Source organism: Sphingomonas sp., from assembly GCF_045810705.1.
Taxonomy (GTDB): domain Bacteria; phylum Pseudomonadota; class Alphaproteobacteria; order Sphingomonadales; family Sphingomonadaceae; genus Sphingomicrobium.
In genome coordinates, this window is sequence record NZ_JBJMVI010000008.1 from 186584 (window position 1) to 210896 (window position 24313).

Consider the following 24313-nt stretch of genomic DNA (forward strand, 5'->3'; position numbering starts at 1 on the left):
CTAGTTCAGGCGGCGCAGCAATTCCGCGAAATCACGGTCGCTCGGCTCCGATGCAGCGGCCTCGAAGGCGCGGCGCAGCGCGGCGGCGATACCGGCCTGCGTCGGGGGCGTGCCCACTCTGATGACTTGGCGATCCGTTGTGTTGAGTTCCGGCGCTGAAAGCGTGTTTCGTTCCAGCTTCATCGATCAGGCAAACGACCGACCGGTGATGGAAGTTTCGTAGGAATCGCGCGCGAAACGGTCAAAAGGGCCCGATGAGTCCCGATTCTTCGACGGCCGGTCGAGCAGCGACGCTGCAACGCGCTGCCGAGCACAGCCCGTTCCTGCGCGAGTGCCTTGCGGCTCGCGCGGAGATCGCCGACGCCTTCCTTGAGGTTGGAGCGATCAGCGCGGCGGAGCTCGCGCTCCATGCGGGTGCGGACGACCTGGCGGCCGCGTTGCGGCGCCAGCGGCAGGGCCTGGCGCTCGCCGTCGCGCTCGGCGATCTCTCTGGCGAGTTCACGCTCGAACAGGTTACGCGGCTGCTGTCGGATTTCGCCGATCGGGCGATCGACGATTCCGTCCGCATGGCCATTGCCGAGCGCGTGCCCGACGCCGATCCGTGCGGCTTCGCAGTCATCGCGATGGGCAAGCTTGGGAGTCACGAGCTCAATTATTCGTCCGACGTCGACCTCCTCCTCCTGTTCGATCCGGAAGCCCTCCCGAAACGCGGTCGCGACGATTCCGGCGAGGCGGCGGTGCGGATCGGCCGGCGGCTGATCGAGCTCCTGCAGAAGCGGACCGAGGACGGTTATGTCGAACGCGTCGACCTGCGCCTGCGCCCGTCACCCGAAGTGACACCGATCGTCTTGCCGTTGAACGCCGCGATCTCGCATTACGAATCGAGCGCTCTGCCGTGGGAGCGCGCAGCGTTCATCCGCGCCCGCGCGGCAGCCGGCGATATCGAGCTTGGCGATCGATTCCTCGACGCAATCCAGCCGTTCGTGTGGCGCCGCTCGCTCGACTTCGGGGTGATCGACGAAGTGCGGCAGATATCCGCACGTATTCGCGACCATTTCGCGCAGGGCGCTCATATTGGACCGGGCTATGACCTGAAGCGCGGGCGCGGCGGGATCCGCGAGGTCGAGTTCTTCGTCCAGATCCAACAGATGATCCACGGCGGCCGCGACCCGTCGGTTCGAACGCCAGCCACGCTCGATGCGATCGCCGCGCTGCTCGCCGCCGACCGGCTCGACGAGGCCGTCGCGAGCGAGCTTGCGGAGGCTTACCGGCTGCTGAGGACAATCGAGCATCGGGCCCAGATGGTCGAGGACGCGCAGACTCACCTGCTCCCGGCGGCGGCGCCGGCGCTCGACAATCTCGCCCGGCTGCACGGGCTCGCCGATGGCGGTGCGCTGCTCGGCCTGCTTCGACCGCGCGTCGATCGTGTCGGCGAGATTTTCGATAGTCTCGCGTCGGAAGAGAGTCCGCGGCTTTCGAACGATCCGGATATCCTCGGGCGGGAACTCGCGCAGCTCGGTTTTGCGGACGTTGAAGCTGCCCGGCGCCACGTCGCCGACTGGCGCTCGGGCAAGGCGCGCTCGCTACGGTCGCCGCCTGCGCGGCAGGCGTTCGAGGCGATGCTCCCCAGCCTATTGCAGGCGATCGCCGCCAGCGGCGATCCCAATCACGCGCTCAACCGGTTGAGCGACATCACCGAACGGCTGTCGAGCGGGGTCAATCTTTTCCGCTTGCTTGAGGCGCGCCCGGCGCTCGCTGGATTGCTCGCCAAATTGCTGGCGCATGCCCCGGTGCTCGCCGATCAGCTCGCCCGGCGTCCCGAGCTGCTCGAAGGACTGTTCGACGCAACGAGCTTCGCAATGCCGCCACCCGCCGAAGAGTTTGCGCTGCTGCTCGGCGACGCGATGCGCGGCCAGGCTTATGACGTCGGCCTGGACCGCGTACGCCGGCTGGTCAACGAACGGCGGTTTGCGCTCGGCGTCCAGCTGATCGACCGGCGCCGCGACCCGCTCGAGGTTACCGAAGGCTATGCGAGCGTCGCCGAAGCCGCGCTGCTCGCGCTCGGCACCGCCGCCCGCGCGGAATTCGAGCAAAGGCATGGCCAATTTCCGGACAGCGAGCTGCTGGTGCTCGGGCTTGGGCGCTTTGGGGGTTACTCGCTCACCCATGCCTCCGACCTCGACATCATCTATCTGCACACCGGCGATCGGGGCGGCGCGTCGGACGGCCCCAAGCCGCTCGGGCCCAATGATTATTTCAACCGATTAGCGAGCCGGGTGACCGCTGCGCTCAGCGTCCCGACCGCCGCGGGTCCGCTTTACGACGTCGACATCAGGTTGCGGCCCGAAGGCGCCAAGGGCATGCTCGTCGTGTCGCTTGAAGCATTCGAGCGCTACCAGCGCGAGCACGCCTGGACGTGGGAGCATATGGCCTTGTGCCGCGCGCGCCCGTTGTTCGGATCCGGCAAGGGCAAGAGCCGCGCAGCGACGGTGATCGATGACGTGCTTCGCATGCCCCGCGACTTTGCCAAGGTCGCAGGGGACGCCGCCCAGATGCGCGCCGAAATCGAACGCCATAAGCCGCCGCGCGGCCCTCTCGACGTGAAACTTGGACCGGGCGGGCTGGTCGACCTCGAGTTCGCAGTACAGGTCCTTCAGCTCACCCGGCATGTGGGCCTGAGTACTCGCCTCGAGGTCGCGCTCGAGGCGCTCGAAGCTGAGTCTTTGGTAGAGGCAAATGTTGTCGATGCGCTAAAGTTGCTTTCGCGTATGTTGGTGATGATGCGCCTCGTCGCGCCCGGCGATGTCAAGCCGACAGCGGACACCTGGCAGCTTGTCGCCGAGGCGTGCGGTGCGGCGAACTGGGACGAGCTGCTTGCCGAGCACGACGCGGCGCGGCAGAGGATCGCCGCATTGTGGAACAGCATCAAACAAGGGGCATGAGATGATCAACGAAGGCGATCGCGCGCCGGCCATCACCGTGACGGCGACCGACGGCACAAAGCTCAACCTCGCTGCACCGGGGCAGCCGCTGGTCCTCTATTTCTACCCCAAGGACGACACGTCGGGCTGCACTCGGGAGGCGCAGGACTTCACCGCGCTTGCCGCCGATTATGCCAAGGCCGGCGTAAAAGTGGTCGGCGTGTCACGCGACCCGATGAAAGCCCATGAGAAGTTCATCGGCAAATACGGCCTCAAGGTGCCGCTCGTGTCCGACGAGGACGGTCGCGTCTCCGAGGCGTTCGGCACCTGGGTCGAAAAATCGATGTACGGCCGCAAGTATATGGGCATGGAGCGCGCGACCTTCTTGATCGGCGCCGACGGCCGCGTTCTTCGGGCCTGGCGCAAGGTCAAGGTGCCAAACCACGCCGCGGAGGTGCTGGATGCCGCGACGGCCGCTGCTTAGCCTGCGAGTGATTTGAAGAGCATCTCCCAGTACAGCACGTCGTCGTACATCGCGCGGACCGGGATACGCTCGTTGAGGCCGTGCTCGCGCTCGTCATCCGGCTTGATCCCCCAGCTGCCGTCGGTGTCGTAGACCGGGATGCCTTGCGCCCGGAAGAAGCTTCCATCGCTTGCGCCGGTCTGCATCATCGGAAAGACATGCATCTGCGGACCGTGAAAGTGCTGAATGGCACTCGTCACGGCATTGATCACATCGGCGCGCACGGGCGACGCCGGCGTTGGTACGCCAATGAAATTCGGGTCTGGCTTGATCTCGACGTTCGGGCCGACGAGCTTCTGCAGCTCGGCTTGGACCGCTGTCGGCTCAACTCCCGGAAAGATGCGGCAATTGACAGTTGCGGTCGCGCTTTGGGGCAGTGCGTTGTCGGCATGGCCACCGCTCAACATGGTCGCGACGCAACGGGTACGCGTCAGGCCTACTTCAAGCGGGTTCGCCTCGATCGCGTCGGCCGCTGCACCATCCTTCGGGTTCGCGAGCCATGCGCGGATCAGCTGACCAAGCTGGCTATTGCCTTCCTGCCGCGCCCGCTCTTCGAAATAGGCGCGGCTCACGTCGTTCATCATCGGCTCGAAGCGGTGCGTGCGTAGCTTCTCGAGCGCATCGGCGAGATCGTAGATGGCGTTGTCCGGCCGCGGACGGCTGCTGTGCCCGCCCGGGTTGCGCGTGGTCAGGAAATAGGTCTGGAAGGTCTTCTCGGCCATCGAGATCCCGCAGCCTCGGGGGCGGAAACTGTCGTCGTACCAGGCGCAGCCGCCATCCGCGTTGAGGCCGAATTCCGCATCGGTCAGATTGCGCCACTTCGTCGACGCCAAGGTCGCGCCCTGCCCGCGAGTTTCCTCGTCACCGCTGTAGAAGAAGATGATATCCCGATCGGGCTTGAATCCCTCGCTCATCAGCTTGACCGCGGCCATGGTCGTCGCGACGTCGGCATTCTTCATGTCGAAGGTGCCGCGACCGTAGAAATAGCCGTCTTCCTCGCGGAACACGAACGGATCGAATTTCCAATCCTCGCGCTTGGCTTCGACCACGTCCATGTGGCCGAGGATCAGCATCGGCTTCTTGACGGCATGCGGCGACCGCCAACGCACGATCAGCGCGGCCGTCTGGTCGCCCGGCAATGCCTCATAGGGCATGATGTGGATATCCGAGTCCGGAATGCCCGCGGCCCTGAACTGGTCGGCGAGCAGCTTGGCGACACGCGGCACCTCGCCGCGATTGTGGACGCTCGGGATTTCGATCGCCTGCTTGAACACGTCGCGCGTCTTCGTCTGCCAGGCGGGTTCCAGCTTGGTTGGGACGGTCCGCGGATCGGTCGCGGCGCCAGCCGCGCTCGACACCGAAGCCGCCAGAATGAGCCCAAGCACGCGCTTCATATCGACTCCTATTTGCCTGCGAGATCCTGCAGCATCATCTGCCAGTGGACGACATTGTCGTACAAGGCTTGCACCGGAAGGCGCTCGTCTTTGCCATGGGCGCGGAAGTCGGTCGGCACCTGCACCCAGGCGCCGTTGGCGCCGTAAACCGGGATTCCGGCAACGCGGAACGGTCGCGCGTCGCTCGCCCCGGTGGCCATTTCCGGGAACACCGGCATGCCCGGGTGGAGCGTCGTCACGGCGTGCGTGAAGGCGGCGGTCACGTCCGGGCGCAGCGGCGAGGCCAATGAAGCGACGTAATTGTCGTTCCTGGTGACGACGACCGTCGGATCGCCGACGATCCGCTCAAGCTCGGCCTTGATGGCGTTGGGATCGTCGCCCGGAAAGATCCGGCAGTTCACCATCGCCGTCGCGAGCTGCGGCAGCGCATTGTCGGCATGGCCGCCGAACAGCCGCGTCGGCACGCAGCGCGTGCGTGTCAGGCCGACCTCGCTCTCGCTCGCCTCGATGAAATCGGCGGCCTCGCCATCGTTCGGGTTGGCAAGCCAGCGCCGCATCGCATCGCCGAGCGGGCCTTTGTCCATCTTCGCCTTGGCGGTGAAATAAGCGCGGGTGGTCTCGTTCAGCTTGGGCGTGAAGCGATAGGCCTCGAGCTTATCAAGCGCATGGGCGAGGCTGTAGATCGCATTGTCCTTGCGCGGCTTGGACGAATGGCCGCCGCGGTTGCGGACGGTGAAGGTATAGCCGGCGAAGGTCTTCTCGGCGGCTTGCATGGTCATGCCCGCCGGTGATCCGTCGGCGTTGAACCCGCCCCCGACGCCGTCGGCGTTGAGCCCGAATTCAGGGTGACCCAGCAGATCGAGCCACAGGGTAGCGCCGTTCGTGGCACCGATGCCGTTGGTTTCCTCGTCGCCGGTGAACAGGACGACGATGTCGCGCTTCGGCCTGAAGCCGGCCTTCCTGAGGTTGATCACCGCCTGGGTGATGGCGGTAATCCCGTTCTTCATGTCGATCGTTGCGCGGCCGTAATAATAGCCGTCCTTCTCGACCATCTCGAACGGGTCGGTCGCCGACCAATCCTCGGCCTTGGCTTCGACCACATCCATGTGGCCCATCAAAAGGATCGGCTTCTTGGTGGTCGGGCTTGCCCCGCGCCAGCGGACGATCAGCGCCGCGGTGTCGTCCTCACCGGTGGTCGCGCTGGCGGTATGATAGGGCAGGACGTGGACATCAGCGGCCGGGAAGCCCGCCGCCTTGAACTGGTCGGCGACAAATTGCGCCATCGCGGGAACATTGTGGCGCCCGATCACCGTCGGTGTGTCGACGATGTGCTCGAACATCGCATGGGTCGCTTCGCGCTGAGCCGGCGTGAGCTGCGGGCCGGCGGCGGTCGCAGCGGCGGAAGCAAACGCGGCGAGCGCGGTGGCGGCGATCAAGTGACGCATGTTGTGGATGTCCCCGGAGATAAGTTGCGCGACGCTACTCTGCGCGCGCGCCGCGTCAAGCGGCTACGCCATGTCCCTCGGCAAGATATTCGGCGCTGCGCATTTCCTCTAAGCGACTGACAGTGCGTTGAAATTCGAAGCTGCCGTCGCCGGATGGGTAAAGCCCCTCGGGCTCCGCGTCCGCTGCTGCGAGGAGCTTCACCTTGTGCTCGTAGAGCGCGTCGATCAGCGTGACGAAACGCGCCGCCTCGTTGCGCATGTCGCGCCCGATCACCGGAATGCCGACCACGATTACGGTGTGATAGCGCCGGGCGACGGCCAGATAGTCGGCTGCGCCGCGGGGTTCGCCCACCAGCCGCTTGAATGAGAAGACGGCGACGCCCTTGAGGCTCTTGGGCACATGAAGCTTTCGCCCGCCGCCGACGTCGATATCTTCCGACGGCACCTTGGCGCGGTCCTCGACCGGATAGTCGGTGAGCTGGAAGAAGGCGCGGCTCAGTGCCGCGGTCGCCTCCGGGCCGTTGGGAACATGCCACACCTCGACGCCGGCGAGGCGGTCGAGCCGATAGTCGGTCGGGCCATTCACCTCGACCACCAGCATTCGCTGTTCGATCAACTCGATAAAAGGGATGAACAGCTCGCGGTTGAGCCCGTCCTTGTAGAGATCGCGCGGCGGCCGGTTCGAGGTGGTGACCACCTTCACCCCGCGTTCGATCAGTTTTTCAAACAGGCGCGACAGGATCATCGCGTCGGCCGGGCTGGTGATCTGCATCTCGTCGAAGCAGAGGAGTTTCGCTTCGTGGGCGATCTCCTCCGCGACGGGTTCGATCGGATCGCCTTCTTCTCGCTCCCGAGCGACCCTCAGCCGCGCATGCGTTTCGAGCATGAACTCATCGAAGTGGACGCGCCGTTTCGGCTCGACGTCGATGTATGCGAAAGCGAGGTCCATCAGCATCGACTTGCCGCGCCCGACGCCGCCCCACAGATATACCCCGGCGGGGCCATCCTTTTTCGATCCGAACAGCCGCGACAGGAACCCGCCGGCCCCAAAGCTTCCAGCAAGGCGATCGAGCGCCGCGACCGCCCGCGCCTGCGCCTCGTCCGGCTTCAGTTCATTGGCGGCAATCAGAGCGTCGTAGGCGACCCGTACGGGTCCACTCATCGCGACGATGGTCCGTTGGGCCGGTTCACCTTCTTCAGCGTGCCGCTGAAGCTGTAGCAATTCTCCCCGTCCTGCTTGACCACGCCCTGCAGGAAGGCGTGGCCGCGGGTCTGTTTGACCAGCTCGACATGGGCTTCGAGCGGCGAGCCGGCATGGCCGCGGGCGAGGAAGTGCGTAGTGAGATCGAGCGTCACATAATGCGCCTTGTCCATTCCGGCGCACAGGCCACCGGCGAACATCGACATGTCGATGAAGCTCATGATCGCGCCGCCATGGATCGAGCCACCCATGTTCATATGATCCTCGGTCGGGAACATTCGGGTGATCCCGCGCCCCGGTCCATCGGGCTTGAACAGCAGCCGCCCGGTCGCTGCGGCGAAGCTCGATCGCGGGAAGTCGCCCCAGCTGAACCATCCGGGGTTTTCGGGGTCGGGCGTCGCCCCTCGCGGCAGGCCGACGTCCTCCATCAATTCGTTGGAATCGTCGCTCACGCGACCCGTTCGGCGATCAACTTCTTGGTCTCGGCGATCGCTTTGGCGGGGTTGAGCCCCTTCGGGCAGGCATTCGCGCAATTCATGATCGTGTGGCAGCGGTACAGCCGGTATGGGTCCTCAAGCTGGTCGAGCCGCTCGCCGGTCGCCTCGTCGCGGCTGTCGGCCAGCCAGCGGTAGGCCTGGAGCAGGATCGCGGGGCCAAGGAACTTGTCGCTGTTCCACCAATAGCTCGGGCAACTTGTCGAGCAACAGAAGCACAGGATGCACTCGTAGAGCCCGTCGAGCTTCTCCCGGTCCTCGGGCGACTGCAGCCGCTCGCGCGACGGTGCCGGGCTCGCGGTCTTCAGCCACGGCTGGATCAGCGCATATTGGGCGTAAGCATGCGTCAGGTCCGGGACGAGGTCCTTGACCACCTCCATGTGGGGCAGCGGCGTCACCTGGATGTCACCCTTGAGATCGGCGATCGCGGTGGTGCAGGCGAGGCCGTTGCGCCCCTCCATATTCATCGCGCACGACCCGCAGATGCCCTCGCGGCACGAACGGCGGAAGGTCAAGGTCGGGTCGATCTCGTTCTTGATCTTGATCAGCGCGTCGAGGACCATGGGCCCGCATTTGTCGAGATCGATTGTGTAGCGATCGAAGCGCGGGTTGGCGCCGGTATCGGGGTCGTAGCGGTAGATCTTGAAGGTCTTAAGCCGTTTGCCTTCCTCGGGCTGATAGTCGCGGCCGCGAACGATCTTGCTGTTCTTGGGAAGCGTGAATTCGGCCAAGCGGACACTCCTTGCTCGCGAATGCCGCTAGCACGCGCGGCGCGCCAAAGAAAAGGCCGCCGGGTCGCCCGGGCAGCCCCTCCTCTTGCCGATCAGGGCCGCTAACGCAGCAGCGCGCTGATCACCTGCTGAACCAGCAGCGTGCGCGGATCGACCTGATAGAGATAGCCGTTGTCGTAATAATAGCGGTAGTTGGGGTTGAGATCGTAGCGGTTGCGCAGGCTGTACGGAATCTGCCCGTAGGCATAGCGGCTGCCGTAACTGTTCTGCCAGCGCTGGCCTCGGGCGAGCTTCCTTGCCTGACCGGGAGGCATGCAGCCGTTATGCTTCTTCGCCAGGCCCGGCGGGCAGCCACCGCCGCCGTAGCCGTAGGCGCTGTTGTAGCCGTGACCATGACCATTCCCGTTGCCATGGCCGTTGCCTGGCTTCGCAAGCCCCGGGCCGGCAATGCCGAGCGCCGCGGCGCCGGCGAACAGAAGTGCGTATTTCATCGGTCCACCATCCTTGTTGTCCGGACTAACGTCCGTTGAGCGGAAAGGTTACCGGACCGAACAGAGCAACCCCACTTGGCCCGGCCCGTTACTTGCGTGGAAAGGAGAGCGATGATGCTTGGAAAAGCCGATGCGACGCCGATGATCGCGGTGAAGGACCTCGACCGGGCGCGCAGATTCTACGAAGAAAAGCTTGGCCTCAAGACCAAGGACGAATGGGGCGGTGAGGGTGCCACGCTAAAAAGCGGCGACACGCTGATCAACGTCTATCGCTCGGAATTTGCCGGGACCAACAAGGCAACGGCGCTGAACTTCGACGTCGACGATATCGAAAAGGAGGTCGGCGAGCTCAAGGAAAAGGGCGTGATGTTCGAACATTACGACCTTCCCGGGCTCGACAGACGGGGCGACTTGCATGTCGCGGAAGGCTTCAAGACCGCGTGGTTCAAGGACCCGGACGGCAATATCCTGAGCCTGATCGAGAGCGAATGACGCAATCGCCTGAAAAGAAAGGCCGCCGGGGAGGGGCCGGCGGCCTTTCTGCTTGTCTGGCGATGTCGATCAACCTCCGGGGATGACGCGCACGACCCGATAGGTGCGGGGGTTCACGACGTACACGGAGCCGCCCCGGTTCACGTAGCGGAAGTTCGATCCGAGATGGTAGCGTGTGACCACCGGCTGCGGCAGCGCGCCGATGTCGGAGTAGGAATAGTTCGGGCCGAAATTGTACCCGACGCGATAGCCGGCTTGGCGCGCTTCGCGCCGGGTCATCTGGTGCCATGACACGCAACGGCCGTGGCGCCACTGATCGCAGGCGCGGTGGTTCGTGTAGCGTTGGGCGGTCGCGGGCACGGCGCCGAGAGCCACTGCACCAGCGCCGATCGCGAGAAATGTTTTGATCATTCGAGTCTCTCCTTGTGGGACCGAGGAAGGAACGACGCGCGGCAGGGGCGGTTGCCGCGTTACAGCCTTTTAATCTATCGCTCCGTCGGGGTTCATGCCGCCCCGACCGTGCCCCACGCGCGGTTGCGGCTTGGATGTCACCCGGCTAATCGGTCGCCGCGCTCCACCGCAGCCGACTCCCCCCGCGGCCTGCAACAACAAAGGCAAGGAAAGCGGCCTCATGGCTCGGAAGAAAATCGCCCTCATCGGCGCCGGAATGATCGGCGGCACGCTCGCCCACCTCGCCGCCATGCGCGAGCTTGGCGACATCGTCCTGTTCGACATCGCCGAGGGCATCCCCGAGGGCAAGGCGCTGGACATCGCCCAGGCGGGGCCGGTCGACGACTTCGACGTGAAGCTCAGGGGCAGTTCGGATTACGCAGATATCGAAGGCGCCGACGTGTGCATCGTCACCGCCGGCATCGCCCGCAAGCCCGGAATGAGCCGGGACGACCTGCTCGGCATCAACCTCAAGGTGATGAAGGCGGTCGGCGAGGGCATCCGCAACCATGCGCCCGGAAGCTTCGTCATCTGCATCACCAACCCGCTGGACGCGATGGTGTGGGCGCTGCGCGAATTCTCGGGACTCCCGCACAAGCGGGTCGTCGGCATGGCCGGCGTGCTCGACAGCGCGCGTTTCCGGCACTTCCTCGCCGAGGAGTTCAACGTCAGCGTCGAGGACGTCACCGCCTTCGTGCTCGGCGGCCACGGCGACACGATGGTGCCGATCGTCCAATATTCGACCGTTGGCGGCATTCCCATTCCCGACCTCATCAAGATGGGCTGGTCGACGCAGGACAAAATCGACGCCATCGTCAAACGCACCCGCGGCGGCGGCGGCGAGATCGTCGCGCTGCTGAAGACTGGAAGCGCTTATTACGCGCCCGCCACCAGCGCGATCGCGATGGCCGAGAGCTTCCTGAAGGACAAGAAGCGGGTCCTGCCGGCCGCTGCGCACTTGACGGGTCAGTACGGCGTCGACGACCTCTATGTCGGTATCCCCGTGGTGATTGGCGAAGGCGGCGTCGAGCGGATCGTTGAGATCGAGCTCGACGCGACGGCGCGCGAGAATTTCAACGTCAGCGTCGAGGCGGTGAAGGAGCTGCTCGAGGCCTGCAGGCAGATCGACAACAGCCTCGCCGTAGAGGCGGTGGCGTGAGCATCCTCGTCGACCGCAACACCAAGGTCATCACGCAGGGAATGACCGGCGAGACCGGCACCTTCCACACGCAGCAGGCGCTCGCCTACGGCACGAAGATGGTCGGCGGCGTCACCCCCGGCAAGGGCGGCACCGAGCATCTCGGCTTGCCCGTGTTCGACACAGTGCACGAGGCGGTCGCCGAGACCGGCGCGACTGCGTCGGTCATCTACGTTCCGCCGCCGTTCGCCGCGGACTCGATCCTCGAAGCGATCGACGCCGAGGTCCCGCTGATCGTCACCATCACCGAGGGCATCCCGGTGCTCGACATGGTCAAGGTCAAGCGCGCGCTCACGGCATCGAAGTCGCGGCTGATCGGGCCCAATTGCCCCGGCGTGCTGACGCCGGAGGAATGCAAGATCGGTATCATGCCCGGAAACATCTTCAAGAAAGGGAGCGTCGGCGTCGTCAGCCGCTCGGGGACGCTCACCTATGAAGCGGTGTTCCAGACGACCAACGAGGGGCTCGGCCAGTCGACCGCGGTCGGCATCGGCGGCGACCCGGTCAAGGGTACCGAGTTCATCGACATTCTCGAGATGTTTCTCGCCGACGACGAGACCCAGTCGATCATCATGATCGGCGAGATCGGCGGCAGCGCCGAGGAGGATGCCGCGCAGTTCCTCGCCGACGAGGCCAGGCGCGGGCGGCGCAAACCGGTCGTTGGGTTCATCGCCGGGCGCACGGCGCCTCCCGGCCGCCGAATGGGTCACGCCGGCGCGATCGTCTCCGGCGGCAAGGGCGACGCCGAGAGCAAGATCGCGGCGATGGAGGCGGCTGGAATTACCGTCAGCCCAAGCCCATCTGAACTGGGCACGACGCTCAAGGAGTTGCTGGTTTCGGCATGAACGATTTTGTCGGTTTCGACGAACGGGAACCCGGCCCAAGCTGGGCGCGGCCGAATTGGCCGACGGCCGAGCTCGACGAGCTGAACCTCGGCCTCGATCCGACCCAGGCGACGATCGAGAAAGTGAAGGCAGCGGTCGCGGAGCGCGTCGCGCAGACCACCAGCGACCCCGAGGCGATCCGCCGCGCGGCGGAAGATTCGATCCGCGCGATGATGCTGATCCGCACCTACCGGGTGCGCGGGCATCTTGCCGCCGACCTCGACCCGCTACGCCTCACGCGGCGCGAAGTCCCCGCCGACCTTACCGCCGAATATCACGGCTTTTCCGACGACGACCTCGACCGGCCGATCTGGCTGTGCGGCGCGCTCGGGTTCGAGCAGGCGACCGTGCGCGAGATCGTTCGGGTGCTCCAGCGCAATTACTGCGGCCATGTCGGCCTCGAGTACATGCACATCAACGAGGTCGAGGAGCGGCGCTTCCTGCAGGAGCGGATGGAAGGCAAGGACGCCGAGATCCAGTTCACGCCCGAGGGCAAGCAGTCGATCCTGACCAAGGTGATCCACGCTGAGCAGTGGGAGAAGTTCCTCGCCCGGAAATATGTCGGCACCAAGCGCTTCGGCCTCGACGGCGGCGAAGGTGCAGTCCCGGCGCTCGAAGCAGTAATCAAGTACGGCGGGCTGATGGGCGTCACCGAGATCGACGTCGGAATGTCGCACCGCGGACGGCTCAACATCCTGTGCAACGTCATGGGGAAGCCGGCGCAGGCGATCTTCCACGAATTCGCGGGGGGCGCCACCAACCCGGCCGATGTCGGCGGCTCGGGCGACGTCAAATACCACCTCGGCACTTCTTCGGACCGTGAGTTCGACGGCAACAAGGTGCACCTCTCGCTGCTGCCCAACCCGTCGCACCTCGAAGCGGTAGACCCGGTCGTGCTCGGCAAGGTGCGCGCGGTGCAGACGATCCGCGGCGACGTGCACGGCAAGACCGTGCTTCCGATCCTGCTTCATGGCGACGCCGCCTTCGCCGGCCAGGGCGTGGTGTGGGAGTGCCTGAGCTTGTCGGGACTGCCGGGCTACGGCACCGGCGGTACGATCCACTTCATCATCAACAACCAGGTCGGCTTCACCACCAGCCCGCAGTTCGGGCGCTCGTCGCCCTATCCGTCGGATGTCGCCAAAGGTATCCAGGCACCAATTCTTCACGTCAACGGCGACGACCCGGAAGCCGTGACGTTCTGCTGCAAGCTCGCGACCGAGTTCCGCCAGACCTTCGGCCGCGACATCGTCATCGACATGTGGTGCTACCGCCGGTTCGGCCACAATGAGGGCGACGAGCCCAGCTTCACCCAGCCTTTGATGTATGCAGCGATCAAGCAGCACCCGCCCGTCAGCGCGATATACGGCAAGCGCCTGATCGAGGAAGGCGTCGTCGACCAGGCCTGGATCGACCGCGCGACGCAGGATTATATCGCGCAATTGGAGCAGAACTTCCAAAGCGCCGTCTCATACCTCCCCAACAAGGCCGATTGGTTCGAAGGCCGCTGGGCTGGGCTCGGCCGCCCCGACGAGCCGGTCCTCGCCCGCCGCAACACGCCCACGGCGATCGCCGAAGACGAGGCCTGCCGTCTCGGCGATATCCTGACGACGGTCCCTGAAGGCCTTGAGATCCACAAGACGCTGCAGCGCATCCTCGATGCGAAGAAGGAGATGTTCGCGAGCGGCGACGGCTTCGACTGGTCGACCGCCGAGGCGCTCGCCTTCGGCAGCCTGCTGGCCGAGGGTCATGGCGTGCGCCTGTCCGGGCAGGACAGCGGTCGCGGCACCTTCAGCCAGCGCCACTCCGTGTGGGTCGATCAGCAGACCGGGAACAAATATATCCCGCTGTGCCACGTCGACGGCGCGCGGTTCGAGATCCGCGACAGCCCGCTGTCGGAGTTCGGCGTTCTCGGTTTCGAATATGGCTATTCGCTCGCCGACCCGCAGACGTTGGTGCTGTGGGAGGCGCAGTTCGGCGACTTCGCCAACGGCGCGCAAAGCATCATCGACCAGTTCGTCGCGGCGGGCGAGGCCAAGTGGCTGCGCGCGAGCGGCCTCGTGCTCCTGCTTCCGCACGGCTTCGAAGGGCAGGGGCCCGAGCATAGCTCGGCGCGGCTCGAACGCTATTTGCAGCTGTGCGCCGACGACAATCTCCAGGTCGCCAATTGCACCACCCCAGCCAATTACTTCCACATCCTGCGGCGGCAAATGCGCCGCGACTTCCGCAAGCCGCTGGTGCTGATGACGCCAAAGTCATTGCTGCGGAACAAGCTCGCGGTTTCGAAGCTCATCGACTTCACCGGCGACAGCCATTTCCGTCGCATCTTGAGCGACCTCAACCCGCCTGCCGAGGGCGAGACCCGGCGGCTGGTGCTGTGCTCGGGCAAGCTCGCCTATGAGCTGATGGAGGCGCGCGATGCCGCCGGCGACCTCGGCGTCGAGATCGTCCGGGTCGAGCAGCTATACCCGTTCCCGTCGGAGCCTTTGCTCAAGCGCCTGAAAGCGATGCCGAAGCTTCAGGACCTCGTCTGGGCGCAGGAAGAGCCGAAGAACAATGGCGCGTGGCTGTTCGTCGAGGATCTGCTCGAGCAATGCCTCGCCGATGCGGGCTTCGCCGGAATGCGCCCGCAATATGCCGGCCGCGATGCGAGCGCTTCGCCGGCGACTGGTCTCGCCAAGCGCCATGTGGCCGAGCAGGCGGCGCTGATCGCCGCGGCGCTCGGTCACAACTCGACAAGCCGCGGGCAAACGACCAGTGAGCGGCCCGGCACGGTCGCCGCAGAATAAAGGGAAGAAAGTGGCCACTGACGTTGAAGTCCCCGCGCTTGGGGAATCGATCACCGAGGGCACGCTCGCGCAATGGCTGAAGAAGCCCGGCGAGACCGTCGCCGCGGACGAGCCGATCGCGAGCCTCGAGACCGACAAGGTCAGCGTCGAAGTGCCGTCACCCGTCGCCGGCGTGCTGACCGAGCAACTGGTGCAAGAAGGCGAGAATGTCGCCGTCGGGGCCGTCATCGCGCGGATCGACCAGAGTGCAACCGCCGGCGCGGCGGCGGCTGGTCCAAGTCCCGCTCAGGCCGCCGCGGCCTCGACCGCCAATCCCGCCGGCGCTGGCGAAACACCCGCGCTTCGTGGCGATTCCTCGGCTCCCGTCGCCGACGCGGAGCCGGGCGAGGATCACGTCACGACTCTTTCGCCGGCGGTTCGCCGCGCGGTGCTCGAATATCATGTCGACCCGACCAGGATCCGCGGCAGCGGCAAGGACGGCCGGCTGACGAAGGACGACGTGATCGCGGCTGCTCAGGCACAAGGTGCAGAGCCGTCCCCGGCAATTGCTCCGCAGGCGAAGGCTCCGGCGCCTTCGCCGCAGCCTGCACCTGCGCCGCAAGTGAAGGCTTCAACTGTCGCGGGGCAACGGAAGGAAGAACGCGTCAAGATGTCGCGCATCCGGCAGACCATCGCCCGCCGGCTCAAGGAAGCGCAGAATACCGCGGCCATGCTGACGACGTTCAACGACGTCGACATGAGCGCCGTCATCGACGCGCGAACACGCTACAAGGATTTGTTCGAGAAGAAGCACGGCATCCGCTTGGGCTTCATGGGATTCTTCGTGAAGGCGTGCGCGCTTGCCGCCAAGGACGTGCCGTCGGTCAACGCCAGCCTCGACGGCGACGAGATCGTCTATCACGACTATCTCGACGTGTCGGTCGCGGTATCCGCGCCGAAAGGGCTGGTCGTTCCGGTCGTGCGCGATGCGGACAGGCTCAGCTTCGCCGAGATCGAGAAGACCATCGCCGACTATGGCAGGCGCGCCAAGGACGGCACGCTGACTGTCGATGAGATGACTGGCGGCACCTTCACCATCTCCAACGGCGGCGTGTTCGGCTCGCTCCTGTCGACGCCGATCATCAATCCGCCGCAGTCGGCAGTGCTCGGCATGCACCGCATCGAGGAGCGGCCGGTGGTCAAGGACGGGCAGATCGTCGCCCGGCCGATGATGTACCTGGCGCTTTCCTACGACCACCGCATCATCGATGGCCGCGAGGCGGTCACCTTCCTGGTGCGCGTCAAGGAAGCGATCGAGGACCCGACGCGGCTCTTGATCGACTTGTAAGGGTAACCACCTCCCGTTCGGGCTGAGCCTGTCGAAGCCCTGTCCTTCTCTTGAGGGCGAACAAAGAAAACAGCCCTTCGACAAGCTCAGGGCGAGCGGAGTTTTGGAATGGCTTCTGACGGATACGATTTCGACGTCCTGGTGATCGGCGCCGGCCCCGGCGGCTATGTCGCCGCGATCCGCGCGGCGCAGCTGGGTCTCAAGACCGCCTGCGCGGAAAGCCGCGAGACGCTCGGCGGCACCTGCCTCAATGTCGGCTGCATTCCGTCAAAGGCGCTGCTGCATGCCTCGGAGCTGTTCGAGGAAGCGGCCCACGGCACGCTCGCCAAATGGGGCGTCAAGACCGGCGGCGTAGAGCTCGACCTCGACACCATGCACGGCAGCCGCAAGGAGGCGGTGAAGGGCCTGACGCAGGGCATCGAGTTCCTGTTCAAGAAGAACAAGATCGAGTGGCTGAAGGGCCGCGCCAGCTTCGAGAGCGCGGACACGGTCAAGGTGGGTGACCGAACGGTGCGGGCGAAAAATATCGTCATTGCCACCGGATCGTCGGTGACCCCGCTCCCCGGCATCGCCATCGACCAGGAGCGGATCGTCGATTCGACCGGCGCGCTCGAGCTGCCCGAGGTGCCCAAGCGCATGGTTGTCATCGGCGGCGGAGTCATCGGGCTTGAGCTCGGCTCGGTGTGGCGGCGGCTGGGCGCTCAAGTCACCGTCGTCGAGTTCCTCGACCAGATCCTCCCCGGCTTCGACGGCGACGTCCGCAAGGAAGCCAACAAGATCTTCAAGAAGCAGGGCGTCGACTTCCGCCTCTCGACCAAGGTCACAAGCGCGACACGCAAAGGCGACACGGTGACGCTGACCGTCGAGCCGGCCCACGGCGGCGCCGCCGAGACGATCGAGGCCGACGTCGTGCTGGTCTCGATCGGCCGGAGGCCCAACACCGAGGGTCTCGCGCTCGACAAGGCGGGCCTGCAGACCAACCCGCGCGGCCAGATCGACGCCAATCATGAGTTCCGCACATCGGTGCCGGGAGTGTGGGCAATCGGCGACGTGATCCCCGGCCCGATGCTGGCCCACAAGGCCGAAGACGAAGGCATCGCGGTCGCGGAGAATATCGCGGGCCTGACCGGCATCGTGAACCACGACGTCATCCCGTCGGTCGTCTACACGATGCCCGAGATCGCCGGCGTCGGCCTGACCGAAGAGCAGGCGAAGGAGCATGGCGAGGTCAAGGTCGGCAAGTTCCCGATGCTCGCCAACAGCCGCGCCAAAACCAACCGCGAGCCCGACGGCTTTGTGAAGGTCATCGCCGACGCCAAGACGGATCGTGTGCTCGGCGTGTGGATGATCGCCTCGGTCGCGGGGACGATGATCGCCCAGGCGGTCCAGGCGATGGAGTTCGGCGCCACTTCAGAGGATATCGCCTACACCTGCCACGCCCACCCGACGCACAATGAGGCGCTTAAGGAAGCGGCGATGGCGGTGACCGGAAAGCCGATCCACATCTAGCGCCAACGTCATTGCGAGGAGCCGAAGGCGACGCGGCAATCCCAAAGAGGCTGGATTGCTTCGCTAAGCTCGCAATGACGGTTTCGGGCGACTTGACACTTGATTGATCGTTCAACTAAGCACGAGCAATGGTCAAAGACACACGGCAGCGGATTGTCGAATCGGCGATGGAGCTGTTCTGGCTCAAGGGCTACGGCTCGACCTCGATCGCCGACATATTGAGCCGCAGCCAGGTCAACAGCGGAAGCCTCTATCATTTCTTCCCCGGCAAGCAGGACCTGCTGATCGCGGTCCTCGAAGCCTATCGCGACGGCATCGGCCCAATGCTGGTCGAGCCGGCCTGGAGCGGGGTCGATGACCCCGTCGAGCGCATCTTTGCGTTGCTCGGCACTTATCGCCGCGCGCTGATCGAGACGGATTGCACATACGGCTGCCCGATCGGCAGCCTGGCGCTGGAGCTTCATGAGCCGGACGAGCCGGTGCGGCTGCTGCTCGCGGTCAATTTCCGCGCCTGGGTCGCCGCGGTCGAGGGATGCCTGCGCATGGCTGCTGAGCGTTTCCGCCATGGCACCGACCTCCACGCACTCGCAGAGCTCGCGCTCAACGTCATGGAGGGCGGGGTCATGCAGTCGCGGACATTCCGGGACGTCGGCCATTTCGACCGCGCGGTCGCGCAGCTGCGGGCGCACATCGACGCGATCTCGGTGCGGGAGCGCGCCGCTTAGGCTTATCAAACGGGGGAGAGGTGAAATGCCTCAGGTTAATCTGGTTGCGGTGTTGGTCTGCGGAGTGGCGTCACTCGCTCTCGGCGCAATCTGGTACTCGCCATTTCTGTTCGCAAAGGCGTGGCAGCGGGCTGCCGGCCTGAGCGACGAGCAGGCCAAGAGCGGCAACATGGCCGTGATCTTCGGTCTGACGTTCGTGCTCAGCCTGATCGCCGCGTACGTCTTCGGTATGTTCCTTGGCCATTCGATGCCGCTGGCGGGCTCGGTCGGCGCGGGCTTTGCCGCAGGCCTTTGCTGGGTCGCGGCATCGTTCGGCATCAATTATTTATTCGAGCGCCGGCCGCTTGGCCTGTGGCTGATCAACGGCGGCTACCATACGCTGCAATTCACCCTCTTCGGCCTCATTCTCGGCCTCATGCACTAAGGAGCATTCGAATGATCGCCTTGTTGATTTTCGCGTCGGCAGCCTCACAGCCGGCCCTTGCGCAGCCAGCCCTAAGCCCGCTCGCACCGTTCGTCGGCCATTGCTGGAGCGGCGATGCTCCAGGCGGCGCCGGTACCGACACGCACTGCTTCGAGGCAGCCTACGGCGGCGAGCACATTCGCGACCGGCACAATGTGCAGGTGGCCGGCAAGACCGTCTATGCCGGCGAGACTGTCTACAGTGTCGAGGAGGGCGGAATTACGTTCACCTATTGGAACTCGCTCGGCGGAGTCGGCCACGGGACCGCGCAGCAAGCCGGGGGCCGGATCGCATTCCAGGGCGAGATGCGTGAGGAGCCGTCGAGCGCGCCGCAACCGATGCACGCCGCCTGGATCGTCGGCGCCAACAATTATCAGGTCGTCTGGCCCGACGGCACGCCGCACCTCATGAAGCGCGCCGACTGACGCCGGTCAGCCCAGCCAGCTCCTAATAAGCTCCAGCCACGTCAGATCCTTCTGCTCGACGCGCGCGGGGGCGACCGCCGGGCATTCGAGGCAGCGCGCCTGGATGCTCGGTCCCGACAGGATTGCGCGCACCTCGGTGATTGCCGACGCCAGCTGCTGCTCGGGCTCGTGCGCGAGCATCGAGAAGGCGTCGGCCGGCCCGGCACTGTCGTCGTCGTTCCGGTCGGCCAGCGTTTCGATCAATTGGTCGCGGAAGCTTGGCTGCTGCTCGAGGTAACGCACCCCGCGCTCATTCCCGAGGCCGGCGAGCTGCGCGGCCTTGGCGATCGCCTCGCTGAATCCGCCGAATCCGTCGACCAGGCCGAGCTGGCGTGCGGTGCCGCCGTCCCACACCCGCCCCTGGGCGATCTGGTCGACCTGTTGCGGGGTCTTGTGCCGCGATTGCGCGACGATGTTGAGGAAGCGTCCGTACATCGCCTCGACTCCGGTCAGGATCAGCCGGTTGGCATCGGGCGACGGACCCTTGAGCAGATCCGGCTCACCCGACAGGGGTGTCGTCCTGACGCCGTCGGCGCCGACTCCGAGTTTCTGGAGCGTGCCCTGGAAGCTCGGGATCACCCCGAAGACGCCGATCGACCCGGTAATCGTCGATGGCTCGGCGTAGATGAAGTTGGCCGGGGTCGAGACCCAATAGCCGCCCGAAGCAGCCACGCTCCCCATCGACACGACGATCGGAATTCGCTTCGACTTGGCCTCGAGCAGCGCTTGGCGGATGCGCTCCGAGGCAAGCACCGACCCGCCCGGGCTATCGACGCGCACGACGAGCGCCTTGATGCCCTTGTTGCGCACGCCGTCCTCGATCTGCTTGGCGATCGTATCGCCGCCGGCCGTGCCGGGGCCCGCTTTGCCGTCGACGATCATCCCGGCGATCGTCACCACGCCGATCGGTCCGCTTGGCCTGCGATCGACGACATTGGCGACGTAGGAGCCCAGCTTGACCTCACGGAAGGGCGCTCCGCCGCTGCCCTCGCCGCCGCCGAGGTCCGCGAGGCGCGTTTCGAACGCGTGGCGGTCGCCGATCCGGTCGATCAGCCCGGCGGCCAGCGCCGCCTTGGCCATGTCGCCGCCCGCGGCCGCGATCGCTCCATTCATGTTGGTCAGAAACAGGTCGATGTTGGCCTTGGGACGCGCCAGCTTGACCTCCTGGCGCCAGGTCTCCAGCCGGGCCTGGTCGAGCGCGGTGTAATTCTGCCTTGCCTCGGGCGACATGTCGTTACGGATGAAGGGCTCGACCGCCGATTTATAGGTCCCGACGCGATAGACGTTGGCGGTCACTCCGAGCTTGTCGAGCAGCCCCTTGTAATAGAGGTTGGAGCCTCCGGGTCCGGTGATCAGCACGCCGCCCAGCGGGTTGAGCCAGATTTCCGACGCGGCCGACGCCAGCGCATAGCTGTCGTCCGTATAGCCGACTCCATAAGCGATGACCGGCTTGCCCGACCCGCGGACTCTCCGCACGGCGTCGGCCAAATCGCCGATCGCGGTCGCGCCGCCGCCGCTGAAGCCGCTGAGGTCGAGCGAGACGGCCTTGACGCGGCTGTCGTCGCGGGCCTTGTCGAGCGCGGCCACCAGGTCGCGCAGCCGGTATTGATCGAGCCTGCCCGAACTTGCGACATCGGCCCATTGGCGCCGCGCCGGCTGTTCGACCACGCTTCCATTGAGATCGAGGTTGAGGATGCCTTCCCTGACCGGCGCCGGCCGCGCCGACAGCGCGCCGTACAGACCGGCGAAGAAAATGATCAGCAGGAGGAGAACAAGTGCGTCCTTGATGCCGACTAGCAGTTTCCAGATTGCGCGTACGAATTTCATTGCGAGCCTCGAAAATGATCTTTTCGCTGGCTAGCCCAGAAGGACCGTCATTGCGAGCGTGGCAAAGCAATTCAATCGTTCGGGTTCGTGGATTGCTTCGTCGTTGCGCTCCTCGCAATGACGATGCGATGGATGCGGCAAGGCCCTCTGCAGACAAACGTTTGGCCGCATGGCGCGACGAGCTCCGGGCGACGCTGGCGCTGGCGTGGCCCCTCATCCTCGCAAACCTGACGCAGCAGCTGATCCAGGCCACGGACATCCTGCTCATGGGCCGCCTCGGCGCGACCCAATTGGCGGCGGCCACGCTCGCGCTGAACCTCACCTTCACCTTCAATCTGATGATGCTGGGCTTGCTGATCGCCTCCTCGCCGATGATGGCGACGGCGCTCGGGCAGCGTTTCAATGCCGTGCGCGACGTGCGGCGCACGTTCCGGGCAGGCCTGTGGCTGCTCCTGTTCATGCTGCCGCCGTACTGGCTGATCCTCTGGCACGTCGGTGACCTGATGCGCGTCTTCGGCCAGTCCGAAGAGCTGGCGAGCCAGGGCCAGACATTCCTTCGCGCCTACATGTGGTGCACCGCGCCCTGGCTGCTGTTCCAGTTGCTGAGAAATTTCGTCTCGGCGCTCGAGCGGCCGCGCATCGTCCTGTGGCTGAGCCTCGCCGGGATCGCCCTTAACGCGCTGCTCAGCTGGTCGCTGATCTTCGGTCATTTCGGCCTGCCAGCGCTCGGGCTGCGAGGCGGCGGTATCGGCAGCACGCTGACCTGGCTGATCATGTGCGGCGCGCTCGTCGCCCTTGTCTCGGCTGACCGCCAGTTCCGCCGCTTCCACCTGTTCGGTCACTGGTGGCGCTTCGATGCCCAGCGCACGCTTGCGCTGGTTAAGCTCGGCTGGCCGATCGGACTGACCATGGCGTTGGAGATGGGGGTGTTCGCGCTGGCCGCTTATTTCATGGGCTGGATCGGCGCCCCCGCGGTGGCCGCTCATGCGATTGCGCTACAGCTTGCGGCGCTCACCTTCATGGTCCCGCTCGGTCTCGGCCAGGCAGCGACGGTGCGCGTGGGCCTGGCGCTTGGCCGCAAGGACCGACCCGGAATCGCGCGAGCCGGCTGGACCGCTTGGGTCCTCGGGGTCGGCTTTATGGGCGCGATGGCGCTCGTGATGTGGGCGATTCCGCGCCAACTGGTCACCTTGTTCCTCAACGACGTGCCCGCGAATGCGCTGGTGATCGCCCTCGCGGTCAGCTTCTTGCGCATTGCCGCCGCTTTCCAGCTTGTCGACGGGGCGCAGGTGATCGGCGCGGGCATGCTGCGCGGCCTCCACGACACGCGCTGGCCGCTGATGTTCGCGCTGGTCGGCTATTGGGTTGTCGGCCTCGGGATCGGCGCCTGGCTGGCTTTTGCCCGGGACTGGAAGGGCGTCGGCATTTGGGTCGGCCTCGCCAGCGGGCTCGCCGCGGTGGCGGCGCTGATGCTGGCGCGCTGGATCCTCCGCGACCGGCTCGGCCTGACCCGCCGCGACCACGCCTGACAACAAAAGTCTTGAGTGCGCCGGTTGACGGATGAACGGCGCACAACCATATGCGCGGCATCGTTGGCACTCTCATCGTTAGAGTGCCAACGGACTTGTTCAACTTGAAGAGAGAAGAGGGGTTACGACCCATGGGTTTCAGGCCGCTTCATGATCGCGTCCTCGTCCGCCGCGTCGAGGCTGAGGCAAAGACCGCCGGCGGGATCATCATTCCCGACACGGCGCAGGAAAAGCCGCAGGAAGGCGAAGTCGTCTCCGTCGGCTCTGGTGCTCGCACCGACGACGGCAAGATCACTCCGCCGGACGTCAAGGCCGGCGACAAGATCCTGTTCGGCAAATGGTCGGGCACCGAGGTCAAGATCGGCGGTGAGGACCTGATCATCATGAAGGAAAGCGACATCCTCGGGATCGTCGGCTGATCTTTCAGCCCTCGCGCGCGAGTGAGGGTGTCAACTTAGTCAACTTCCAGAATAGGAAAGGGTAGCCAGATGGCAGCCAAGGACGTGAAATTCAGCCGCGATGCGCGTGAGCGCATCATGCGCGGCGTCGACATCCTCGCCGACGCGGTGAAGGTGACTTTGGGCCCCAAGGGCCGCAACGTCGTCATCGACAAGAGCTTCGGCGCGCCGCGGATCACCAAGGACGGGGTCACCGTCGCCAAGGAGATCGAGCTCAAGGACAAGTTCGAGAACATGGGCGCGCAGATGGTGCGCGAGGTGGCCTCGAAGACCAACGACATCGCCGGCGACGGCACCACCACCGCGACGGTCCTCGCCCAGGCGATCGTCCGCGAGGGTATGAAGTCGGTCGCGGCCGGCATGAATCCGATGGACCTGAAGCGCGGCATCGATCTTGCCGTCACCAAGGTCGTCGAGGATCTCAAAAAGCGCTCCAAGCCCGTCTCGGGGTCGAATGAAATCGGCCAGGTCGGCAGTATTGCCGCCAACGGCGACACCATCGTCGGCGAGAAGATCGCCGAAGCGATGGAGAAGGTCGGCAAGGAAGGCGTGATCACCGTCGAAGAGGCCAAGGGCCTCGAGTTCGAGCTCGATGTCGTCGAGGGCATGCAGTTCGACCGCGGCTATCTGTCGCCATACTTCATCACCAACCCGGAGAAGATGCAGGTTGAGCTTAGCGACCCCTACATCCTCATCCACGAGAAGAAGCTTTCGAACCTTCAGGCGATGCTTCCGATCCTCGAAGCGGTGGTCCAGAGCGGCCGTCCGCTGCTCATCATCGCCGAGGACATCGAGGGCGAGGCCCTGGCGACCCTCGTCGTGAACAAGCTTCGCGGCGGCCTCAAGGTCGCGGCCGTCAAGGCCCCGGGCTTCGGCGATCGCCGCAAGGCGATATTGGAAGACATCGCGGTCCTCACCGGTGGCCGCTGCCTAACAGAAGATCTCGGCATTAAGCTCGAGAACGTTACCTTGGATGATCTCGGCCGCGCCAAGCGGGTGAC

23 protein-coding genes are annotated in these 24313 nt (G+C 65.3%); 14 read left to right on the plus strand and 9 right to left on the minus strand.

The features are described from left to right. Positions 1-183, minus strand: coding sequence for a hypothetical protein (locus ACJ8FR_RS04340; protein ID WP_407827388.1), 183 nt, complete (start codon positions 181-183; stop codon positions 1-3). A gap of 71 nt (positions 184-254) precedes the next feature. Here ACJ8FR_RS04340 and glnE point away from each other — a divergent pair, with 71 nt between their 5' ends. Beyond that, the gene (gene glnE, locus ACJ8FR_RS04345) at positions 255-2942 is read left to right on the plus strand and encodes a bifunctional [glutamate--ammonia ligase]-adenylyl-L-tyrosine phosphorylase/[glutamate--ammonia-ligase] adenylyltransferase (protein ID WP_407827389.1); all 2688 of its coding nucleotides are present in this window, start codon (positions 255-257) and stop codon (positions 2940-2942) included. A gap of 1 nt (position 2943) precedes the next feature. Next, entirely contained in the window at positions 2944-3405 is a 462-nt protein-coding gene (locus ACJ8FR_RS04350) for a peroxiredoxin (RefSeq protein ID WP_407827390.1), read from the plus strand. Here ACJ8FR_RS04350 and ACJ8FR_RS04355 read toward each other — a convergent pair. The 6 genes from ACJ8FR_RS04355 to ACJ8FR_RS04380 all read right to left on the minus strand — a co-directional run bounded on the left by ACJ8FR_RS04355 (position 3402) and on the right by ACJ8FR_RS04380 (position 9200). Next, complete coding sequence (locus tag ACJ8FR_RS04355; protein ID WP_407827391.1) at positions 3402-4838, minus strand: M20/M25/M40 family metallo-hydrolase; 1437 nt, start codon at positions 4836-4838, stop codon at positions 3402-3404. The genes ACJ8FR_RS04350 and ACJ8FR_RS04355 overlap by 4 nt on opposite strands. Before the next feature lie 8 nt (positions 4839-4846). Next, positions 4847-6283 carry a M20/M25/M40 family metallo-hydrolase gene (locus ACJ8FR_RS04360; RefSeq protein ID WP_407827392.1) on the minus strand — a complete coding sequence of 479 codons (1437 nt, stop codon included), beginning with the start codon at positions 6281-6283 and terminating at the stop codon, positions 4847-4849. A 55-nt stretch (positions 6284-6338) separates the two neighbouring features. Continuing rightward, positions 6339-7445, minus strand: coding sequence for a cell division protein ZapE (zapE, locus tag ACJ8FR_RS04365; RefSeq protein WP_407827393.1), 1107 nt, complete (start codon positions 7443-7445; stop codon positions 6339-6341). After that, the gene (locus ACJ8FR_RS04370) at positions 7442-7936 is read right to left on the minus strand and encodes a PaaI family thioesterase (RefSeq protein ID WP_407827394.1); all 495 of its coding nucleotides are present in this window, start codon (positions 7934-7936) and stop codon (positions 7442-7444) included. The genes zapE and ACJ8FR_RS04370 overlap by 4 nt, the downstream gene beginning before the upstream one ends. Beyond that, positions 7933-8709 carry a succinate dehydrogenase iron-sulfur subunit gene (locus tag ACJ8FR_RS04375; protein ID WP_407827395.1) on the minus strand — a complete coding sequence of 259 codons (777 nt, stop codon included), beginning with the start codon at positions 8707-8709 and terminating at the stop codon, positions 7933-7935. The genes ACJ8FR_RS04370 and ACJ8FR_RS04375 overlap by 4 nt, the downstream gene beginning before the upstream one ends. A 101-nt stretch (positions 8710-8810) precedes the next feature. Further along, entirely contained in the window at positions 8811-9200 is a 390-nt protein-coding gene (locus tag ACJ8FR_RS04380; RefSeq protein ID WP_407827396.1) for a hypothetical protein, read from the minus strand. 114 nt (positions 9201-9314) lie between these two features. Here ACJ8FR_RS04380 and ACJ8FR_RS04385 point away from each other — a divergent pair, with 114 nt between their 5' ends. After that, positions 9315-9692 carry a VOC family protein gene (locus tag ACJ8FR_RS04385; protein WP_407827397.1) on the plus strand — a complete coding sequence of 126 codons (378 nt, stop codon included), beginning with the start codon at positions 9315-9317 and terminating at the stop codon, positions 9690-9692. 69 nt (positions 9693-9761) lie between these two features. Here ACJ8FR_RS04385 and ACJ8FR_RS04390 read toward each other — a convergent pair whose 3' ends face one another. Further along, positions 9762-10103, minus strand: a complete 342-nt coding sequence (locus ACJ8FR_RS04390; RefSeq protein WP_407827398.1) for a hypothetical protein — start codon at positions 10101-10103, stop codon at positions 9762-9764. A gap of 220 nt (positions 10104-10323) precedes the next feature. Here ACJ8FR_RS04390 and mdh point away from each other — a divergent pair, with 220 nt between their 5' ends. From mdh to ACJ8FR_RS04430, 8 genes are all read left to right on the plus strand, one after another. Beyond that, positions 10324-11301 carry a malate dehydrogenase gene (gene mdh / locus ACJ8FR_RS04395; protein ID WP_407827399.1) on the plus strand — a complete coding sequence of 326 codons (978 nt, stop codon included), beginning with the start codon at positions 10324-10326 and terminating at the stop codon, positions 11299-11301. Next, a complete protein-coding gene (gene sucD / locus ACJ8FR_RS04400; RefSeq protein WP_407827400.1) occupies positions 11298-12185 on the plus strand; it encodes a succinate--CoA ligase subunit alpha in 888 nt (295 codons plus the stop codon). The genes mdh and sucD overlap by 4 nt, the downstream gene beginning before the upstream one ends. After that, positions 12182-15010 (plus strand): 2-oxoglutarate dehydrogenase E1 component, encoded by a 2829-nt coding sequence (locus ACJ8FR_RS04405; protein WP_407827401.1) that lies wholly within the window; start codon positions 12182-12184, stop codon positions 15008-15010. Before sucD ends, ACJ8FR_RS04405 begins: the two co-directional genes overlap by 4 nt. Before the next feature lie 10 nt (positions 15011-15020). Beyond that, positions 15021-16337 carry a 2-oxoglutarate dehydrogenase complex dihydrolipoyllysine-residue succinyltransferase gene (gene odhB, locus ACJ8FR_RS04410; protein WP_407827402.1) on the plus strand — a complete coding sequence of 439 codons (1317 nt, stop codon included), beginning with the start codon at positions 15021-15023 and terminating at the stop codon, positions 16335-16337. A 108-nt stretch (positions 16338-16445) separates the two neighbouring features. Beyond that, positions 16446-17846 carry a dihydrolipoyl dehydrogenase gene (gene lpdA / locus ACJ8FR_RS04415; RefSeq protein ID WP_407827403.1) on the plus strand — a complete coding sequence of 467 codons (1401 nt, stop codon included), beginning with the start codon at positions 16446-16448 and terminating at the stop codon, positions 17844-17846. 128 nt (positions 17847-17974) lie between these two features. After that, on the plus strand, positions 17975-18571 hold the full coding sequence (locus tag ACJ8FR_RS04420) for a TetR/AcrR family transcriptional regulator (protein WP_407827404.1): 597 nt from the start codon (positions 17975-17977) through the stop codon (positions 18569-18571). A 25-nt stretch (positions 18572-18596) separates the two neighbouring features. Beyond that, positions 18597-18995 (plus strand): DUF1761 domain-containing protein, encoded by a 399-nt coding sequence (locus tag ACJ8FR_RS04425; protein ID WP_407827405.1) that lies wholly within the window; start codon positions 18597-18599, stop codon positions 18993-18995. Positions 18996-19006: 11 nt separating this feature from the next. Continuing rightward, on the plus strand, positions 19007-19459 hold the full coding sequence (locus ACJ8FR_RS04430) for a hypothetical protein (protein ID WP_407827406.1): 453 nt from the start codon (positions 19007-19009) through the stop codon (positions 19457-19459). A 6-nt stretch (positions 19460-19465) separates the two neighbouring features. Here the strand turns inward: ACJ8FR_RS04430 and sppA are convergent, their stop codons facing one another. Next, on the minus strand, positions 19466-21325 hold the full coding sequence (gene sppA / locus ACJ8FR_RS04435; RefSeq protein WP_407827407.1) for a signal peptide peptidase SppA: 1860 nt from the start codon (positions 21323-21325) through the stop codon (positions 19466-19468). A 161-nt stretch (positions 21326-21486) separates the two neighbouring features. Between sppA and ACJ8FR_RS04440 the strand changes: the two genes are divergently transcribed. The 3 genes from ACJ8FR_RS04440 to groEL form a co-directional block, all read left to right on the plus strand. Then, positions 21487-22854: an MATE family efflux transporter gene (locus ACJ8FR_RS04440; RefSeq protein ID WP_407827408.1), complete on the plus strand. Its 1368-nt coding sequence runs from the start codon at positions 21487-21489 to the stop codon at positions 22852-22854. Between the two features lie 131 nt (positions 22855-22985). After that, positions 22986-23273: a co-chaperone GroES gene (locus tag ACJ8FR_RS04445; protein WP_407827409.1), complete on the plus strand. Its 288-nt coding sequence runs from the start codon at positions 22986-22988 to the stop codon at positions 23271-23273. A gap of 69 nt (positions 23274-23342) precedes the next feature. Beyond that, positions 23343-24313: chaperonin GroEL (groEL, locus tag ACJ8FR_RS04450; protein WP_407827410.1), on the plus strand; the 971-nt coding region annotated here is incomplete at its 3' end.

Coding starts and splice junctions, on each gene's coding strand:
- ACJ8FR_RS04445 (WP_407827409.1), top strand. CDS start 22,986: ATGGGTTTCAGGCCGCTTCATGATCGCGTCCTCGTCCGCCGCGTCGAG.
- ACJ8FR_RS04380 (WP_407827396.1), bottom strand. CDS start 9,200: ATGAAATACGCACTTCTGTTCGCCGGCGCCGCGGCGCTCGGCATTGCC.
- ACJ8FR_RS04385 (WP_407827397.1), top strand. CDS start 9,315: ATGCTTGGAAAAGCCGATGCGACGCCGATGATCGCGGTGAAGGACCTC.
- ACJ8FR_RS04350 (WP_407827390.1), top strand. CDS start 2,944: ATGATCAACGAAGGCGATCGCGCGCCGGCCATCACCGTGACGGCGACC.
- mdh (WP_407827399.1), top strand. CDS start 10,324: ATGGCTCGGAAGAAAATCGCCCTCATCGGCGCCGGAATGATCGGCGGC.
- zapE (WP_407827393.1), bottom strand. CDS start 7,445: ATGAGTGGACCCGTACGGGTCGCCTACGACGCTCTGATTGCCGCCAAT.
- ACJ8FR_RS04360 (WP_407827392.1), bottom strand. CDS start 6,283: ATGCGTCACTTGATCGCCGCCACCGCGCTCGCCGCGTTTGCTTCCGCC.
- ACJ8FR_RS04430 (WP_407827406.1), top strand. CDS start 19,007: ATGATCGCCTTGTTGATTTTCGCGTCGGCAGCCTCACAGCCGGCCCTT.
- lpdA (WP_407827403.1), top strand. CDS start 16,446: ATGGCTTCTGACGGATACGATTTCGACGTCCTGGTGATCGGCGCCGGC.
- ACJ8FR_RS04405 (WP_407827401.1), top strand. CDS start 12,182: ATGAACGATTTTGTCGGTTTCGACGAACGGGAACCCGGCCCAAGCTGG.
- ACJ8FR_RS04425 (WP_407827405.1), top strand. CDS start 18,597: ATGCCTCAGGTTAATCTGGTTGCGGTGTTGGTCTGCGGAGTGGCGTCA.
- ACJ8FR_RS04390 (WP_407827398.1), bottom strand. CDS start 10,103: ATGATCAAAACATTTCTCGCGATCGGCGCTGGTGCAGTGGCTCTCGGC.
- ACJ8FR_RS04355 (WP_407827391.1), bottom strand. CDS start 4,838: ATGAAGCGCGTGCTTGGGCTCATTCTGGCGGCTTCGGTGTCGAGCGCG.
- sppA (WP_407827407.1), bottom strand. CDS start 21,325: ATGAAATTCGTACGCGCAATCTGGAAACTGCTAGTCGGCATCAAGGAC.
- ACJ8FR_RS04420 (WP_407827404.1), top strand. CDS start 17,975: ATGGTCAAAGACACACGGCAGCGGATTGTCGAATCGGCGATGGAGCTG.
- ACJ8FR_RS04340 (WP_407827388.1), bottom strand. CDS start 183: ATGAAGCTGGAACGAAACACGCTTTCAGCGCCGGAACTCAACACAACG.
- glnE (WP_407827389.1), top strand. CDS start 255: ATGAGTCCCGATTCTTCGACGGCCGGTCGAGCAGCGACGCTGCAACGC.